At 38.1% G+C, this 18301-nt stretch carries 14 protein-coding genes, 1 other RNA gene and 1 other annotated feature (1 of these 16 cut by a window edge); of the genes, 2 read left to right on the forward strand and 13 right to left on the reverse strand.

Annotated elements, in window-relative coordinates; translation table 11 throughout:
- Positions 1–10: 10 nt before the first annotated feature.
- The 10 genes from ruvX to cymR form a co-directional block, all read right to left on the reverse strand.
- Positions 11–424 (reverse strand): Holliday junction resolvase RuvX, encoded by a 414-nt coding sequence (gene ruvX / locus JNUCC74_RS10800; protein WP_077321054.1) that lies wholly within the window; start codon positions 422–424, stop codon positions 11–13.
- Complete coding sequence (locus tag JNUCC74_RS10805) at positions 421–690, reverse strand: IreB family regulatory phosphoprotein (RefSeq protein WP_077321056.1); 270 nt, start codon at positions 688–690, stop codon at positions 421–423. Before JNUCC74_RS10805 ends, ruvX begins: the two co-directional genes overlap by 4 nt.
- Before the next feature lie 117 nt (positions 691–807).
- Entirely contained in the window at positions 808–3450 is a 2643-nt protein-coding gene (gene alaS / locus JNUCC74_RS10810) for an alanine--tRNA ligase (protein WP_454065350.1), read from the reverse strand.
- Between the two features lie 625 nt (positions 3451–4075).
- The gene (locus tag JNUCC74_RS10815; protein ID WP_454065351.1) at positions 4076–5182 is read right to left on the reverse strand and encodes an AI-2E family transporter; all 1107 of its coding nucleotides are present in this window, start codon (positions 5180–5182) and stop codon (positions 4076–4078) included.
- Positions 5183–5217: 35 nt separating this feature from the next.
- The gene (locus JNUCC74_RS10820) at positions 5218–5415 is read right to left on the reverse strand and encodes a DUF2797 domain-containing protein (protein WP_216482686.1); all 198 of its coding nucleotides are present in this window, start codon (positions 5413–5415) and stop codon (positions 5218–5220) included.
- 253 nt (positions 5416–5668) lie between these two features.
- Positions 5669–8011 (reverse strand): SF1B family DNA helicase RecD2, encoded by a 2343-nt coding sequence (gene recD2, locus JNUCC74_RS10825; RefSeq protein ID WP_454065352.1) that lies wholly within the window; start codon positions 8009–8011, stop codon positions 5669–5671.
- An 18-nt stretch (positions 8012–8029) separates the two neighbouring features.
- On the reverse strand, positions 8030–8698 hold the full coding sequence (locus JNUCC74_RS10830; protein WP_454065353.1) for a tetratricopeptide repeat protein: 669 nt from the start codon (positions 8696–8698) through the stop codon (positions 8030–8032).
- Positions 8699–8713: 15 nt separating this feature from the next.
- The gene (gene mnmA, locus JNUCC74_RS10835) at positions 8714–9826 is read right to left on the reverse strand and encodes a tRNA 2-thiouridine(34) synthase MnmA (protein ID WP_454065354.1); all 1113 of its coding nucleotides are present in this window, start codon (positions 9824–9826) and stop codon (positions 8714–8716) included.
- 5 nt (positions 9827–9831) lie between these two features.
- Positions 9832–10983, reverse strand: coding sequence for a cysteine desulfurase family protein (locus JNUCC74_RS10840; RefSeq protein ID WP_077321069.1), 1152 nt, complete (start codon positions 10981–10983; stop codon positions 9832–9834).
- Positions 10984–11004: 21 nt separating this feature from the next.
- Complete coding sequence (gene cymR / locus JNUCC74_RS10845; protein ID WP_077321070.1) at positions 11005–11424, reverse strand: cysteine metabolism transcriptional regulator CymR; 420 nt, start codon at positions 11422–11424, stop codon at positions 11005–11007.
- 160 nt (positions 11425–11584) lie between these two features.
- Here cymR and JNUCC74_RS10850 point away from each other — a divergent pair, with 160 nt between their 5' ends.
- Positions 11585–12862, forward strand: coding sequence for a replication-associated recombination protein A (locus JNUCC74_RS10850; protein ID WP_454065355.1), 1278 nt, complete (start codon positions 11585–11587; stop codon positions 12860–12862).
- 100 nt (positions 12863–12962) lie between these two features.
- Positions 12963–13613, forward strand: a complete 651-nt coding sequence (locus tag JNUCC74_RS10855) for an RsfA family transcriptional regulator (protein WP_454065356.1) — start codon at positions 12963–12965, stop codon at positions 13611–13613.
- 729 nt (positions 13614–14342) lie between these two features.
- Here the strand turns inward: JNUCC74_RS10855 and ssrS are convergent.
- The 3 genes from ssrS to hisS form a co-directional block, all read right to left on the reverse strand.
- A non-coding RNA gene (gene ssrS, locus JNUCC74_RS10860) (6S RNA) lies at positions 14343–14527 on the reverse strand.
- Between the two features lie 351 nt (positions 14528–14878).
- On the reverse strand, positions 14879–16654 hold the full coding sequence (gene aspS, locus JNUCC74_RS10865; RefSeq protein ID WP_454065357.1) for an aspartate--tRNA ligase: 1776 nt from the start codon (positions 16652–16654) through the stop codon (positions 14879–14881).
- A complete protein-coding gene (gene hisS, locus JNUCC74_RS10870; protein WP_454065358.1) occupies positions 16647–17936 on the reverse strand; it encodes a histidine--tRNA ligase in 1290 nt (429 codons plus the stop codon). The genes aspS and hisS overlap by 8 nt, the downstream gene beginning before the upstream one ends.
- A gap of 334 nt (positions 17937–18270) precedes the next feature.
- Positions 18271–18301 (reverse strand) — a binding site (T-box leader) (it continues 191 nt past the right edge of the window).

Raw genomic sequence — 18301 nt, forward strand, 5'->3', positions numbered from 1 at the left:
TTCCACTCCTTTATTTCTGGTCTAAGTAGCCTTGTAAAATCATTACTGCCGCCATTTTATCGACTACTTTCTTACGTTTTTTTCTACTGACATCTGCTTCAAGTAAAACTCTTTCAGCTGCCATTGTCGTCAAACGCTCATCCCAAAGTTCCGTTGGAATTCCAAGTGTTTTTTCGATATGCTTGGCAAAAGCAATCGATGCTTCACCACGCTCGCCAATTGTACCATTCATATTTTTAGGAAGTCCAACAATAGCTTTCCCAACTTGATGCTCATTTATAATTTTTTTTAACGCATCGTCTGCAGATGTTATATCGGCTTCATTCCATTTTATTGTCGTAATGCCTTGGGCGGTCCAGCCAAAGGGATCACTGACCGCGACCCCTATCGTTTTAGACCCGACATCTAATCCCATTAGTTTCATTTGTCTATCTTCTGGCGTTCTAAATAAAATTTAACCAGCTCTTCTATCAATTCATCTCGTTCAATTTTCCGAATTAAATTACGTGCATCGTTGTATCTGGGAATATATGCAGGATCACCGGATAATAAGTAGCCGACAATCTGATTAATCGGATTATACCCTTTTTCCTTTAATGCTTCATATACTTTGTTAAGTATTTCTCTAATATCTTGGTCAAATGGCTCTTCCGAAAAATTAAATTTCATTGTTTTATCAATTGAACTCATCATGACACCTCAATCTTGGGATCATTCATCTATTAGCTTCATATCGTAACATTCTTTTATCTTATCTTACCATGTTTATAGAATTAATTATATCTTTTTTACGAAAAGATATACAATTTAGGGATTAACCTTTTCTTTTACATAATCGATAGCGGTCTGTAATGCTTGGTTTATTCTTGAAGGATCCTTTCCTCCAGCTTGTGCCATATCTGGTCGGCCACCACCGCCGCCACCACAAGCCTCGGCAGCTTGTTTAATTAAATGACCAGCATGAAAACCTTTATCGACTAAATCCTTCGATATACCAGCCGCTAATTGTACCTTATCATTATTCTCCATTGCTAGTAGAATGATACCAGAATCCAGTTTCTGTTTTAAATCATCCACCATACTACGCAATTGCTTCATATCACGAACATCTACTTTTTGTGCCAGTACGGAAATACCAGCAACTTTTTCAACATTATCTAACATGGAAGCAGCTTCTTTATTTGCTATTTTAGCGCGGAGTGATTCCGCTTCTTTTTTCAATTGTTTCATTTCATGGAATAGACCTTCTATTTTCTCAGGGACAGCTGCTTCGTTCGCCTTTACTAATTGCGCTGCTTGCTGTAATATTTCCAATCTTCCTGACAATAGTTCATAAGCTTGTTTACTTGTTACAGCTTCAATTCGCCTTATTCCCGCTCCTATTCCACTTTCAGAAATAATTTTAAATAAGCCGATTTCTGAAGTATTGACAACATGGCAACCACCGCATAATTCCATACTGTAATCACCAACTTTAACTACTCGAACAATGTCACCATACTTTTCTCCAAATAGGGCCATCGCTCCCATGTTTTTGGCATCCTCTAATGTCTCTTTCGTAATTTGCAATGGAATAGATTCCCAAATCTTCTCATTTACAATTTGCTCGATTTTTGCCAGTTCTTGTTTCATAACCGCGTGATAATGCGAGAAATCAAAACGGAGTCGCTCTGATGTTACTAAAGACCCTGCTTGGTTAACATGATCTCCTAACACATCTTTTAAAGCTTGATGTAATAAATGTGTAGCGGTATGGTTTTTAACAATAAATGAGCGTTTGGATGCATCCACTTCTGCCATAACCGTTTCACCTACAGACAAGTCTCCTTTCATGATGCGAACACGATGAACATGTTGCCCTTTGGGGGATTTTTGTACATCTTCAACTTGGGCAGTTGCATATTCCGTATAAATCATCCCTCTATCAGCAATTTGTCCACCACTTTCAGCGTAAAAAGGAGTCTGGTGCAATAGTAGATATACTTCTTCATCTGCTTTTGCTTGTTTAACATGCTCGTCTCCTCTAATGATCGCTGCAATTGTCGTATTTTGTTTTGTGCTTGTGTAACCAACAAATTCACTCTCAACGTCTATTTCTGACAGCGCACCTCCTTGCACCTGCATAGAATCTACCTTTTGTCGAGCCTTACGAGCTCGTTCTCTTTGTTTTTCCATTTCCGCTTGAAAACCTGCTTCGTCAATAGAAAAACCTTCTGCTTTCACATATTCTTCGGTTAGTTCTTTGGGGAAACCATACGTATCGTATAAGCGAAATACTTCGACACCCGGAAATATGGAATTTCGTTTCGCTTTCTCGTGGTTGATAATCGTTGTTAATATTTCTAAACCATCATGAAGTGTTTCATGGAATCTCTCTTCTTCCACTTTGATCATTTCTTTAATAAATTCCTGCTTCTTCACAACTTGATCATAGAAATCTTTCATTATATCGGCAACAACAGAAACAAGTTCATACATAAATGGTTTTTCGATGCCAATTTCTTTAGCAAACCGAACAGCGCGGCGTATTAACCTTCGTAGCACGTAACCTCTTCCTTCATTTGAAGGTACAGCGCCGTCTCCTATCGCAAAGCTAACCGTACGAACATGGTCGGCAATTACTTTATAGGCAGTATCTCCCATCTTACTTTCTCCATATTTCGTTGTAGCTAATTCCTCTGTCTTTTTTATTATCGGCATAAACAGATCAGTTTCAAAGTTTGTTGGGACATTTTGAATTACGGATACAATACGTTCTAGTCCAAGTCCAGTATCTATATTCTTTTTAGGTAGTGGCGTATATGTATCATCTGGGTTGTGATTAAATTGTGAGAAAACCAGATTCCATATTTCTAAATAACGATCATTTTCTCCACCCGGATAAAGCTCAGGATCATTGGGGTCATTGCCATATTTTTCTCCACGATCGTAAAAGATTTCCGTATTTGGTCCACTAGGCCCCTCACCAATATCCCAAAAATTTTCTTCTAAACGAATAATTTGTTCTTCTGGTAAACCAATGGTGTTGAGCCAAATATCATATGCCTCATCATCTTCCGGATGTACCGTAACGGACAACCGATTTTTATCAAAACCAATCCATTTATCACTCGTTAGAAACTCCCATGCCCATTCAATCGCTTCTTGTTTAAAATAGTCACCGATTGAAAAGTTTCCCAGCATCTCAAAAAACGTGTGATGTCTTGCCGTAAACCCTACATTTTCGATATCATTCGTACGAATCGACTTTTGGGCATTAACAATCCGTGGATTATCGGGAATGACTCGCCCATCAAAATATTTCTTTAAGGTAGCTACACCACTATTAATCCATAGTAAAGTCGGATCGTCCTTTGGAATTAACGATGCACTAGGCTCTACACGATGTCCTTTTTCCTTAAAAAAATCAAGAAACATTTGTCTTACTTGTGCTGAAGTTAATTGTTTCATTATTCCTTCCTCCTGCAACTTTGATTTAAAGATCCTTGCTCAAAAGTCTAAGCTAACCCTAGGCCTTTTTTCTCCTTTTGAACAGGCAATGAAAAGCAACTATATTTAAGCGTAAAACGTTAAGGTTCAATTTTTATTCCGATAATTCTAATTATAATAAAGTAATTTTCATTCAGTGGGAGTTTTCCTCTATTCCTACAGAATGTTAGTACCGGAAGGGGGTATAAACTAAAGGCCTTTCGAACGAATCAGGAATTTAGATGCCGTATCTCCGCTTAAACTTCTTCGTATCGCCTACAACTCTAAAGTGGGAGTCTTACGGCACCTTATATGCGGGATAAAATTAAAAAAATCCCCTCTCTGCATTTGCAGGGACGAGATTAATCGCGGTACCACCCTTATTATGAATACATTCGTATTCATCACTTATACATGATAACGGTATGTAACCGGCGGGGATGAACCGCACTCTAGAACAGCTTCCATGATGTGAACTTTGGGGTTTCTTACAGCCATGGAATCCCCTCTCTAGAAAAAGCACGTATCATGTACTCAGAACCTTCAACGCATTATGGAATATATGCTTGTTATGCGTTATTATAAAAAACATCTATTAAAATGTCAATTATGTTGGAGCCGATGGGGTAGAAGCTTTCTGGTTTTGGCTGTAGTTTCTCCCAATCAGAACATGTTTGATTACTACCTTTAGCACTGTCATCAAAGGTACAGCAATAATCATACCAATTACTCCAAACAATTGACCTCCTAGTAATAAAGCGAAGATAATCGCTGCTGGATGGATATTAATACTTTTTCCTACAATGTAAGGTGACAACAAATTGCTTTCAATTAATTGAATAACAAACACAGACAAAATCACAAAAAAAACAAGTTTACTCGAGACAGTAAAAGCAATTAATACAGCGGGAGCCGCCCCAATAATAGGACCAAAATATGGGATTAGGTTCGTTATTCCCATTAAGATCGATAATAACAAGGCAAAATCCAGCCCCAAGACAAATTTGAAGATCACAAATGATGTAAGGCTAACAAATAAACAAACAATAAGCTGACCACGAATGTAATTGCCTAAACTTTCATCAATGCCATGCAATATTTTACTAGAGGTAGATCGATATTTTAATGGGATAAATCGTTTGGTATAGTCTTTAATCTGGTCATAATCCTTTAAAAAATAAAAAACAAGCACTGGTATAACAGTGATAAAAACAACGAAGTCGAATACCTTCGTAAAACCATTTACCAATCGTTCCAATAAACGATCCAGTCCATTTTCAACGCGTATGAGTAATTGATCAAATTTATCATGCACCGTTTCAGGTAAGAACGAGGTATATTCATACATTTGATAAATGGTTTTTTCATACATCGTTACAAATTGCGGAAATTGTTCGTTTAATTCTCTTACTTGCACAACAATCATTGGATAAACTCGATAAAGTAAATAAGCGGTGCCACCAAAAAAGAGCACATAGATAATTAATACTGCAACCCCTTTTGGAACATTGTATTGATGAATCATGCGGACAATCGGATATAATAAATATGCGATCAAGCAGGAGATAAGAAATGGAGCTAATACACGCCAAATAACTAAAAAAACTGCTTTATAAAAAGGAAACAGTTTAATCATTAAATAAAAGAACAGGAAAAGAGATATACCAATTAGCAGCCAATAAAGGAAGTTTAAACTCCGATTGTTTTTAAACATAGGTTTAGCCTCCCACCAGCTGCAAATATAAAAGTTTAAAAGTTACCATAAATCGTTCTTTCATCCTCATTGAACAAGTCATTTAACGAGCTTAATGAACCATCAGCTTCTACCTGATGAATCGTTAATTTATTATTTTGCACTGTCATTTCAATGAAGCAATTCCAACAATAGTATTGACTCGTACCAATTTTTCCGATATCTTTTCCATGACAATTTGGGCATCGCATGATCAAGTACTCCTTTTAATTTTAATGTTCTTGTATTATTTATCTCGCATCCAAGGTGTGTAAAATTCCCACTCCGGAGTTATGGATAATACAAAGAAGTCTAAGTGGGAGGTAACGGCTTCTAAATGCCCGATTTGCTCGGGAGGCCTTTAGATCATACCCCTTGCGGTACTAACATTCCGTGGAAAAAGCGTTCCACGGAATGAAGTTTCACTTTATCATCATGCTAACCCAAATTTTGAAAAAATATACTTCCTCATATAAAATCATATGGAGAAAGATCGACATCTTCTTTGTTAACTGTTTCTCTATCCTCCTCTGCTTTTTCCATGCCACCTGTCTTGTCGTCATCGCCAAGTTTAGCATGTAAATTTTCCACAAGGCTTGTATAGCGCTGATTTGTATCAACTGTAGAAATGCCGTATAAAAAAGACTGCTTTTCTCCACATATAATTAATGATTGTTTACTTCTTGTAATCGCGGTATACAATAAATTTTTTCGTAACATCCGATAATATGCTCGTACTACAGGTAAGATAACAATTGGAAATTCACTACCTTGCGACTTGTGAATCGATATACAGTAAGCAAGCATGATGTTTTGATAATCTTTCCGCTCATACACTATTTCTCGATCATCATAAGCTACTACGAGCTGTTCTACTTGCTCTGTGTTCTCTTCTTCGCGAAAAATAGCGACAACCTCTCCAATATCCCCATTATAAACGCCATCCTCTGGTTGATTGACAAGCTGAATGACTTTATCGCCCACTCGAAACACCGCATCCGCTGTTTTCACTTCTCTTTTTTGTCTGGTTTTTGGATTAATAACTCCTTGCAACTCTTGATTAAGCTTTGTAATGCCAGCTTCCGAACGATACATCGGAGCGAGTACTTGAATATCTTTTGTGTCAAAACCTTTCTCCAAAGCTTTCATGAAGATGGCCGTTATCACATCAACCATTTGTGATTCATGACATGGGATAAAATTAAAGTCCTTATCTTTTTCTAAGTTAATAACTTGATCATTTTTTATTTCGTGGGCAAGTTGAATAATTTTGGAACCTTCTTGCTGACGGTATACTTCAGTTAACCGAACGTATGGGATTCGCCCTGTACGTAAAAGATCGGATAGCACTTGACCAGGTCCAACAGACGGCAACTGATCTTCATCACCGACAATCAGCACTTGCATATCATCTGGGATAGCTTTAAATAATTGATTCGCTAACCAAATATCAACCATCGAAAATTCATCAATGATTAAAAACCTGCCGGACAATGGATTGCTTTCATTTTTTTCAAAGTTATGATTGCCATCCCAACCTAATAGTCGATGAGCTGTCATCGCCGGAAGACCAGTCGATTCATTTAGCCGTTTAGCGGCTCGTCCGGTTGGAGCAGTTAAAACAAACGGAAAGTCATCATTATTTTTATAATCCTGTTTATCTAAGGAAAGCTCATGAATCGCCGCATATGCCTTTAAAATTCCTTTGATCACCGTTGTTTTCCCCGTTCCTGGCCCTCCTGTAAGAATCATTACTTTGGAGTGAATCGCCTGATTAATTGCGGTAAACTGTTCTTTTCCATAAGATAAGATTTCATCTTCCTCAATAGCACCAATTATTTTCATTAGCTCAGCTAATGGCGTATGATGCTCTACCTTTTTCTTAAGCACTCGTTGTAAATGTGAACTAAAACCATCTTCTGCATAATAAAGAACAGGTAAGTATACATTTCCGTCTTGAATAATGATCTTTTTATCATTATTTAAGGCAATCAGTTGTTCTGTAATGGTTGCTTCAGGGATGTCACCGGGAGCTAATAGGTCAAAAACAGAAGCTAGGCATACATCCATTGGTAAATAAACATGACCATCTAGGACAGAACGTTGTAAAACATAGATGCAACCTGCCCCAATACGATTGGGATGACTGGCAGGTAAGCCTATTTGTCTAGCAATTTCATCAGCTGTCCGGAAACCAAATCCTTCAATATCAAACACGAATTGATAAGGATCGGCTTCCATTAAATCAACAGCTTCATCTTTATAGTGCTCATAAATTTTCTGTGCCATCTTTAAGCCAATATTATAATTAGCTAGATAAACGGCGACACGTTCAAAGCCTTGATTTTCCAGTAACGTTTCCCGTAAAGATTTGGCAGTTTCTTTTTTAATACCTGGAACGGTAGATAATGCTTCTGGATCATCCAAAATTTTTGAGATTGCAGTATTTCCCAACGTATCAATGATCCTTTGAGCTGTTTTTTTACCAATACCGTAAAATAAATCACTTGATAAATAAGTAATCAGCCCGTCCTTGGTAGTTGGAACAAACGTTTGATAAGAAACTACTTTATATTGCGTGCCAAACCGAGGATGGCGTTCAAACATGCCATAGAAATTATAGCTCGTTTCCGGTTGCAAATTGGAAAAATAGCCTTTGATAACAATTGTTTTGTCTTCAAAGGCTTCATTCGTCTCGATAACTTTTATTTTTGCAATCGAAAAGTGCTCCAGTTCGTTGTGAAAGATCATATGAAGCAATTCACCACGAATATACCGCTGATTCTCAACCGCTTGGTTATCTTGATCCATTCCAAACACTCCATTATTTTACTTCGCATCATTAAGTAATGCAGTCGTTCTTTTTTTACCGTTTAGAGCTAAAACATGCTCAGGTTGAATACGTAATGCTTCGTCAAAATAATGCAATGCTTTCTCTAGTTGCTCTCTGTATAAAGCGATAACCCCTAAATTATAATATGCGTCGCTATGATCTTTTTCTATAGCCAGTACCTTCTTAAAAATTTGCTCCGCATCGTTAATAAGTTGAATTTGTGCCAAACTTAGCCCATATTGAAATAATATTTCTGTGTCTTCCGGGGCTAATTCGGTAGCTCGTAGCAAATAAGGGAGTGCTAATTTATAATGCTCCTGCTGTTGTAGCGTCATCCCTAGTAAATAGTAAACATCTGCTTCGACTAAACCAAATTCAATTGCTTTTTGAAAGTTCTCCTGAGCTTCTTTATATAAGGACTGTTCATAATAGAGATTACCTAACCCATAATAAGCAGTTGCTGCATGTGCATCAAGTTGAATCGCTTTTTCAAAAAATCGCTGTGCTCGTTCCATATCATTCATATGGAATAATAAATTACCAAAGTTAATATAGCCAACCGGATCATTTGGTTGTTCTTCAATTATTTCCATGAATAATACAGCAGCTTTTTCAAAATTACTTTCCTCTATACAAGTGATTGCTTGTTGTAGCTTAGTATTCATCGTATAACTCCTTACTTAACCTACATAATCCAGTCGCTGATCTCTTTTTAAAATTTCGTCTATCGTTCCACCGCCAAGGCAAACCTCACCATCATAAAATACAACTGCTTGTCCTGGTGTAATAGCACGCTGACTTTCTCCAAACGTAACTTTCACCCGTTCATCATCGATTTTCGTGACAGTTACCGGGCTGTCCTGTTGACGATAGCGAAATTTTGCTGTACACGTAAAGCTGTCCTCTATCTGGTCCGGATGAATCCAATTGATATCTGTTGCAATTAATGCATCCGAATATAAATACTCGTTTTCATCACCTTGCTCCACATAAAGGATATTTTCTTTCATATTTTTTCCCACGACAAACCATGGTTCACCCGCTCCACCAATACCAAGACCTTGACGTTGACCAATCGTATAAAACATTAATCCATCGTGCTGTCCTTTAATGACACCGTTCAATGTTTGCATTTCGCCCGGTTGTGCAGGTAAATATTCACTTAGAAATTCTTTAAAGTTCCGCTCACCAATAAAACATATTCCTGTACTGTCTTTTTTAGTTGCTGTAGCCAGACCATGCTCTTTTGCAATTTTTCGAACCTCTGATTTATGCATGTGACCAAGCGGAAACATCACTTTACTTAAAACATCCTCGGTTAATTGGTTTAGAAAATATGTCTGATCTTTGTTATCATCAACACCACGCAAGAGTTCATATCGGCCATTTCGCTCACGCACCCGTGCATAATGCCCAGTTGCAACATAATCTGCTCCTAGTGACAAGGCATGATCAAGGAAAGCTTTAAATTTAATTTCTTTATTGCACATGACATCAGGGTTTGGTGTTCTGCCGGCTTTGTATTCATCTAAAAAGTACGTAAACACTTTATCCCAGTATTGCTTTTCAAAATTGACGGCATAATACGGAATATCTAATTGGTTACAAACACGAACAACGTCATCAAAATCCTCGGTTGCCGTACAAACTCCAAATTCATCTGTATCGTCCCAATTTTTCATAAAGATGCCGACCACATCATAGCCTTCTTGTTTTAGAAGAAGGGCAGCAACAGAAGAATCAACACCTCCGCTCATTCCTACTACAACTCTTATATCTCGTTTATTACTCATCCTAATCATCCTTTATTGCTTGTTAACCGATTTACAATTTTCGCTATTCGTAAGGCAGCTGTTTCTACATTTTCAGGAGTATTACTTAAGCCAAAGCTAAATCGAATCGAATTGGTCGTACATTCATGTTCTTTCCCATACATGGCTGTTAATACGTGAGAAGGCTCAACCGATCCAGCAGTACAAGCACTTCCACTAGAAGCTGCGACACCTTCTAAATCAAAATTGGTTAACAGCGCTTCTACATTCGTTTTTGGAAAGCTAATATTTACAATGGAAGCAACGGAATCATCTAAATCGCCATTTACACGAAACTCCACGTTTTGTTCCTGCAGTATTTGCAAAAACTGCTGTTTATAGCCCTGATATTTTTCAATTCGTTCATTTCTTTCTTTTTTCACTAGTTCTACTGCCTTTTGAAAGCCAACAATCCCAGCCAAATTTTCCGTGCCTGCACGTCGTCTTCGTTCTTGCTCACCACCAAACTGGAGGGAAGAAAGCTTTACATTTTCTTTCGCATATAAAAAGCCAACACCTTTTGGACCGTTCACTTTATGAGATGAAACGGTCAGCATATCGACTCCCAATGCAGCTACATCTATATCAATAAGACCAAATGCTTGAACTGCATCAGTGTGAAAATAAGCTTGATGAGATTTTAGTTTCTTACTAATTTCCTTAATTGGTTGGATAACACCTGTTTCATTATTGACATACATGATCGAAACAAGAATGGTTCGATCTGTAAGTGCTTTACTTACAGCTTCTACAGACACCTTGCCATTTTCAGCAATTGGTAAGTATGTCACATCAAAACCTTCTTTTTCCAATTGCTCTACAGTGTGAAGCACAGCATGATGCTCTTGATGGGTTGTAATGATATGATTTCCTTTATGACGATTTGCTCTAGCAGTTCCTAGTATTGCTAAATTATCAGCTTCTGTTCCACCACTGGTGAAAATAATCTCTTTTTCTTGGGCGTTCATACTTTTAGCCAGATCATACCTAGCTTTGTCCAATAACTGCCTTGCCTTTCTTCCAAAATAGTGGACACTTGATGGATTACCAAAAACCTCTTTCTCTACAGAATAAATCGTATCCAAGACAAGAGGATGAACTGGTGTTGTGGCGGCATGATCTAAATATATTTGTTCCACATCTATCTATCCTTCCCTGGCTTAAATATAAAACATATATGCATCTTGAGGTTCATCATTATTATGATCTGCTAAATCTTTTAGTGTTGTTGTGTCTAATACATCTTTTACAGCATCACGAATACGCAACCACAAGGCTTGCTTTGCAGGTTCTTCATCTTCAATCCCTTCAACAGGTGTAATTGGGCCTTCTAAAACACGAATAATGTCTCCTGCTTTAATATCAATCGGCTCTTTGGCTAATACATAACCACCATACGCACCGCGAATACTCCGAATTAAACCCGAGTTTCGTAATGGTGATGCTAATTGTTCTAAATAATGTTCAGATAAATTATTCTCTTTTGCTATTTGTTTAAGAGAAGTAGGTCCTTTGCCATGACATTTCGCTAAATGTATCATAAGAGTAAGACCATATCTCCCTTTCGTTGAAATTTTCATATACTGACACCTCAATTTTAATTACGTTCCAATTATCTTTATACATGATATTATAGCATGGAACCCATTCTACTTGCATGATTGGAAAACCTATATCAGGTAATAACAAAGTAATCAACTTTGTAAACAGTGTATTATTATAATATAAAGGACGGTATAAATGAAACAAAAACCACTCGCAGTTCGGATGAGACCGGAGCATATTGATGAAATTATTGGTCAAGAGCATTTAGTTGGTGAAGGGAAAATTATTCGTCGGATGGTAACTGCTGAGCAGTTAGCTTCCATGATTTTATTTGGACCTCCCGGAACTGGAAAAACTTCTATGGCAATGGCACTTTCAAAAAGTCTTGGAAAACCAATAAAATTATTAAATGCAGTGACCGATAAGAAAAAGGATATGGAAATTGTTGTAGAAGAAGCAAAAATTACCGGACAGATCGTACTTATTTTAGATGAGGTTCATCGTCTTGATAAGGCAAAACAAGACTTTTTACTGCCTCATTTAGAAAATAATTTAATAATCCTGATTGGTTGTACAACGAGTAATCCTTACCATTCTATTAACCCGGCTATTCGCAGTAGATGTCATTTATTTGAATTACATCGTTTAACAGTGGATCATGTCAAACAAGCAATCTCCCGTGCAATGACAGATTCAGAAAAAGGGTTTGGCGATAAAAACATCCAGTTATCAGAGGAAGCGTTAGAGCACTTTGCGCAAAGTGCTAATGGAGATATGCGTGCTGCCTTAAATGGGATTGAACTCGCCGTATCTTCCACACCAGAGGATAAAAACGATATCATTCATATTTCCTTATCAATTGCAGAAGAATGTATGCAAAAGAAAAGTTTTTCTCATGATAAAGATGGGGATGCCCACTATGATGTTCTATCTGCTTTCCAAAAGTCAATCCGTGGTAGTGATGTAGATGCAGCACTTCACTATTTAGCAAGATTAATTGAAGCTGGTGATCTAGATAGCATTGCTCGGAGAATGATTGTTACGGCCTATGAAGATATTGGACTTGCAAATCCGCAAGCCGGTCCACGGGCGCTGGCCGCAGTTCAAGCTGCAGAGCGGTTAGGTTTTCCTGAGGCTAGAATTCCGCTTAGTGTGGCGATTATCGAATTATGTCTATCACCAAAATCAAACACTGCTTATAAAGCATTGGATGCAGCGTTAGAAGATGTAAGACGCGGAAAAGGCGGAGAAATTCCTGTTCATTTAAAGGATTCTCATTACAGTGGTGCCAAAAGATTAGGCCGAGGCGTAGACTATTTGTACCCGCATAATTATGAACATGGTTGGGTGAAGCAGCAATACTTGCCAGATTCTATAAAAAACAAACAATACTATACACCTAAAGCTACCGGGAAATTTGAACAAGCTATGAAACAAGTTTATGATAAAATCCAGAAAGATAAAAAGATTTGACGTATAAGTTCGATCTCCTGTGGTAACAATGAAGATAGAATACAAACAAATCTATTTAAAAATCATTGTAAAATTGTTACTTTAAAAGGAGTTGAACTAAATGGCAAAAGTTAGACAAGATGCTTGGTCACATGAGGATGACCTATTATTAGCAGAAACCGTACTACGTCATATTCGCGAAGGTAGTACACAATTGAACGCTTTTGAAGAGGTTGGAGATAAATTGAATCGTACCTCCGCAGCATGTGGATTTCGTTGGAATGCTGAAATTCGTAATAAATACGTAAACGCTATTGATCTTGCAAAACGACAACGAAAAGAAAAGAAACGTGCGATGGCAAAGGCTAATAAAGCGAATAAATCCGGTCTATCCTTCTCTCAAGGAGAAACAAAGGGCAATTCCAGCCACTCTATGCCTAATAATGATCCACAGCTTACAATGGATATGGTTATTAGTTTCTTAAAAGATGTAAAAAAACAAACAATGGCTTCTCATCAGTCCCTGGCTTCTCTTGAACAGGCTGAGCGGGAAAAAGAAGCACTGCAAAAGCGAGTAGATACATTGAATAAAGAATTAGAGGAAACGAAACAAAGATTAACAACGATTCAAGAAGATTACCAAGCATTTATCCAAATCATGGAAAGAGCGCGCAAAATGACGGTTTTAGAAGACCAGGGGATGATGCCTGCACCAGCTTTCCGAATGGACAAAAATGGCAACCTGCAACAATTAGCTCAAGGATCAAACTAAAAGCATAAGAAAGAACAAAAAAAGCTAAAAGTGCTCAATTAGCGACATTACAAACTGAAAAATCTTCGAACGATATAAAGTGAAACTTCATTCCGTGGAACGCTTTTTACACGGAATGTTAGTACCGCAAGGGTATGACCTAAAGGCCTCTGAACCAATTGGGCATTTAGGTGCTGTTTTTCTCATCATATTCGCAACATCATTAGCATGTTTTTGAAATAAGAAAAATACGGCACCTTACATGCGGGAGAAAGGGAAACCTCATTCAAGGAAAGCTCATCTCCTTGAAAAACCGCGGTATATTGCTGCGTAGCAACCCTGTCCTTGAAAAAGAAGAACGCTTTTTCTGCGTGCGATGTCTATTCAAGAAGCTTCCCTTGTCCTGTCAACCCCAACGAATCGGGAATTTAGGTACTGTTTCTCTCATAACGTTCGCAAAATAAGTAGATTTTTCAAAGGCAAGGTATACGGCTCCTTACATCGTAGTTAAAGAAAACATCCTCTGCAGCAAGGGGTTCCTTTTTAGTCAGCCTTCCCTTAGTTTCGAGCTGATATTGGGCTTATTGCAGAAAGAAGATTGAAGTTTACTAGCAGCACGAGCGCTTTAGCTAAACGAAGCTACATTCATAAAAGCTCCATCAAGTAAAAACGGATATCGTTTCCAAGACAACGAAAAAAGCCCTAAATTGCTAGAAGGAAGATTCCAATCTCGTAATTTAGGGCTTTCTATTGGCTCCCGATCGTGCCGTCCACTTAGAAGTTTTGATCCCGCTCTCAGCAGGTGGGTGCTCTGTTCTATACTTATTGTGTTTCCCCAGGTTAAGAGGCGTGCACGCAATATAGAAACATGCGAGCTCCCATTTTTAAAGTTGTTCGGTCAAAACACTTTTCATGGACGAGCACATCAGGATTTTGCTCTTATTTGTAAATATATTTTAACATGTCATTTCTTAAAAAATCAATCCTTAAGATTCGTATATGCAAAGTGTTATAAAGTAAATCAGTCAGTGGTCTTTTTTCTGCAAAAAGATGAGATGGAAGGCTAAGGTTCCAACATCCTTGAAAAAACAGTGATGATACTGGCGTCGCTTTCCTTGTCCTCGAAAAACTGCGATGTATCACTGTCGTAGCCTTCCTTGTCCTGCCATCCAGAACGAGTCCGGTATTTAGGGCCGTATCTCCCACTTAAACTTCTTCTTCTTAATCTCTTTAAGTAAGAGTATTTTGCGTCATCTTTACCCTACATTTTTTTCTACAGCTAATCTTTACTTCTCATCATCCATAAATTTAATTCCCAACTCATCCAGCTGTGTTGAACCTACTTCACTTGGGGCATCTGTTAGTAAATCGGAAGCAGAAGCTGTTTTTGGAAATAGGATCGTGTCACGCAAATTCGTTCTGCCTGCTAACAGCATAACAATGCGATCCAGACCTAATGCAACCCCTCCATGTGGAGGTGCACCATATTCTAACGCCTTTAACAAGAAACCAAACTGCTCGTCTGCTTCTTCTTTAGAGAACCCTAACACTTGAAACATTTTCTGTTGCACCTCTGTTTTATGAATACGAACCGACCCCCCGCCAAGCTCATAGCCATTTAACACCAAATCATAGGCATTAGCTTTCACTTTTTCCGGATCTGTATCTAATTTATCAATATCTGCTTCAACAGGTGAAGTAAACGGGTGGTGGGCAGCAGAATACCTACCCTCTTCTTCGTCATACTCTAACAGCGGCCAATCGGTCACCCATAAGAAGTTATAAGCAGACTCATCCATTAATTTTAATTCTTTTCCTAGCTTCAAACGAAGTGCACCAAGACTATCATACACAACATTTGTCTTGTCAGCGACAAACAACAGTAAATCTCCATCCTCTGCTTGAGCGGCAGTCATTAAACCTGACTTTTCTTCTTCGGAAAGAAATTTAACAATTGGCCCTTTCAACTCAGCACCTTCTACTTTCAACCAGGCTAAACCTTTGGCACCATATACTTTCACAAAGTCCGTCAGCTTATCAATATCCTTGCGAGAGTAATGATTCGCCTGCTGTTTGACATTTAATAAAGCAACTAGGCCACCAGCCTCAATTGCGCCTTGAAATACTTTGAAATTAGACTGCTTGACTACTTCCGATACATGGATAAGTTCCATGCCAAAGCGTGTATCCGGCTTGTCTGAGCCAAAACGTGCCATTGCTTCCTCATAAGGCATTCTCTTTAGAGGCAGTGGAATATCAATTCCTTTTACTTGTTTCATCACATATTGCATCATTTCTTCAGTGAATTTCATAATATCATCACTAGTTAAAAACGATGTTTCAATATCAATTTGTGTGAATTCAGGTTGACGATCTGCTCGTAAATCTTCATCACGGAAACAACGAGCAATTTGATAGTATTTTTCAAAGCCGCCCATCATAATTAGTTGCTTAAACAGTTGCGGTGACTGTGGTAAAGCATAAAATTCTCCACGATGCACACGGCTTGGTACAAGATAATCTCTTGCTCCCTCTGGCGTGCTTTTCGTTAAGATTGGTGTTTCCAATTCTAAAAATCCACCATCATTCAAGTATTGACGTACAGCTTGTGTAATCTGGTGACGTAATTTAAATGTTTCTTGTAATGGCTTGCGACGCAGATCTAGATATCGATACGTTAATCTTAGATCTTCGGACACGTCTGTTTCATCTTGAATCGAAAATGGCGGTGTTTTAGCTTTATTTAAAACGGTTAGCGATTGTGCTACCACTTCAATGGTACCTGTTTGCATATTCGGATTAACAGTTCCAGCATCTCGCTTCACGACTTTCCCTTCAACCTCCACCACATACTCACTTCGAATTGTCTCAGCGATTTCCAAAGCAGAAAGTGAGCGATCTGGATTAAACACAACTTGTATCACGCCAGATACATCACGAAGATCAATGAAAATTAAGCCTCCTAAATCTCTGCGCTTTTGTACCCACCCCTTTAATAGCACTGATTTTTCAACATCCGTCTCTGTTAACGATCCCGCCATTGTACGCACATTCTCACTCATGATCCTTTCCTCCTAAAAGCTTTTCCTTTAACACAGCTATTACACTATTTAATGCAATGGTTTCCTGATTACCTGTTGCCATTTCTTTTATAACTATTGTTCTATCTTTTAATTCATTTTCTCCTAGAATCAATACGTATTTTGCTTGATACCGATCAGCAGCTTTTAATTGTCCCTTCATTTTTCTGTTTTGATAGTCCTTGTCAGCTTGAATTCCTTGCTTTCTTAATTGATGTACTAAACAAACTGCTTCTTTTTCCGCTTCATTCCCAACAGCAACCACATACGTATCCAGCGAACGATCTATTGGTATGTCTTGGTTTTCTGCTTTAAGCGCCATTAGCAATCTTTCCAATCCCATACCAAAACCAATTCCCGGCGTACTCGGCCCTCCAAGTTCTTCAACAAGCCCATTATATCTTCCGCCACCGGCAAGGGTAGTAATCGCACCAAATCCCTCTGCCTCACTCATAATTTCAAAAGCCGTATGATTATAATAATCAAGACCGCGAACAAGATTTTTATCTACTTCATATTCAATTCCCATCAAGGTTAAATATGCTTTAACTTGTTCAAAATAATTTTGCGAAGCATTATTTAAATAATCCAGTATCGATGGAGCAGACTGCATGGCTGGATGCTCACGATCCTTTTTACAGTCAAGCACACGTAATGGATTAGTTTCCAAACGTTGTTGACAATCAGAGCAAAGCTGACCCTTATATGGAGTAAAATGTTCAATTAAAGCCTTTCTGTGTGTATCTCTGCTTTCTTTGTCCCCAAGGGAATTGATCACTAACTTAATCGATTTTAGTCCTAAAGCTTGGTAACAGCTCATCGCTAAATCAATAACCTCTGCATCAACGGCTGGGTCTGCACTCCCTAATACTTCTACACCGAATTGATTTAATTGTCGCATCCGCCCTTTTTGTGGACGTTCATATCTGAACATTTCAGCAAAATAATATAATTTCGTAGGCTGGTTGGCTAATCCATATAATTTATTTTCCACAAATGCTCGGACGACGGGAGCCGTTCCTTCAGGACGTAAAGTAATGCTTCGCCCACCGCGATCTTGAAATGTATACATTTCCTTTTGTACGATATCTGTAGAATCTCCTACTCCTCGTTGAAATACTTCGGTATGCTCGAATAAAGGTGTCCGTATCTCTTCATAATGGAATCGGTGGCAAATCTGTTTTATTGTTTTTTCAATAAATTGCCATTTATTGGCATCTTCTGGTAAGACATCTGCAGTACCTCTCGGCGCCTTATAATTCATCCGAAAAACCTCCTAATATTGATAATGTGTATGTTATTCTTGTAGTAAGTGCAATCGTAGTGAATGTTATTTATCGTCTAGAAAACGATATCTATTTTTACATTTCGTCTAGCTTTTGCTCAAGCTGTAGTAAACTTTCGATTGTTTTCCTACGATAGATTAAATCGTCTCCCCATGGACGACTGATTACCATAAAGAAAGGCATCGTCCATCTAACCTCTGACAAGTTCTTTACATTGTTCATATACTTCTAAGTGGAAGAATTTTTACGATATCGGATTTAATTTCTACACTAAATTAGATATTAAAAAACTCCCGTCCCTTATTATGAATAATAAGGGACGGGAGTTTAGCCCGCGTTGCCA

This window comes from Cerasibacillus sp. JNUCC 74, assembly GCF_053667775.1.

Coding starts and splice junctions, on each gene's coding strand:
- ruvX (WP_077321054.1), bottom strand. CDS start 424: ATGAAACTAATGGGATTAGATGTCGGGTCTAAAACGATAGGGGTCGCG.
- JNUCC74_RS10805 (WP_077321056.1), bottom strand. CDS start 690: ATGAGTTCAATTGATAAAACAATGAAATTTAATTTTTCGGAAGAGCCA.
- alaS (WP_454065350.1), bottom strand. CDS start 3,450: ATGAAACAATTAACTTCAGCACAAGTAAGACAAATGTTTCTTGATTTT.
- JNUCC74_RS10815 (WP_454065351.1), bottom strand. CDS start 5,182: ATGTTTAAAAACAATCGGAGTTTAAACTTCCTTTATTGGCTGCTAATT.
- recD2 (WP_454065352.1), bottom strand. CDS start 8,011: ATGGATCAAGATAACCAAGCGGTTGAGAATCAGCGGTATATTCGTGGT.
- JNUCC74_RS10830 (WP_454065353.1), bottom strand. CDS start 8,698: ATGAATACTAAGCTACAACAAGCAATCACTTGTATAGAGGAAAGTAAT.
- mnmA (WP_454065354.1), bottom strand. CDS start 9,826: ATGAGTAATAAACGAGATATAAGAGTTGTAGTAGGAATGAGCGGAGGT.
- cymR (WP_077321070.1), bottom strand. CDS start 11,424: ATGAAAATTTCAACGAAAGGGAGATATGGTCTTACTCTTATGATACAT.
- JNUCC74_RS10850 (WP_454065355.1), top strand. CDS start 11,585: ATGAAACAAAAACCACTCGCAGTTCGGATGAGACCGGAGCATATTGAT.
- JNUCC74_RS10855 (WP_454065356.1), top strand. CDS start 12,963: ATGGCAAAAGTTAGACAAGATGCTTGGTCACATGAGGATGACCTATTA.
- aspS (WP_454065357.1), bottom strand. CDS start 16,654: ATGAGTGAGAATGTGCGTACAATGGCGGGATCGTTAACAGAGACGGAT.
- hisS (WP_454065358.1), bottom strand. CDS start 17,936: ATGAATTATAAGGCGCCGAGAGGTACTGCAGATGTCTTACCAGAAGAT.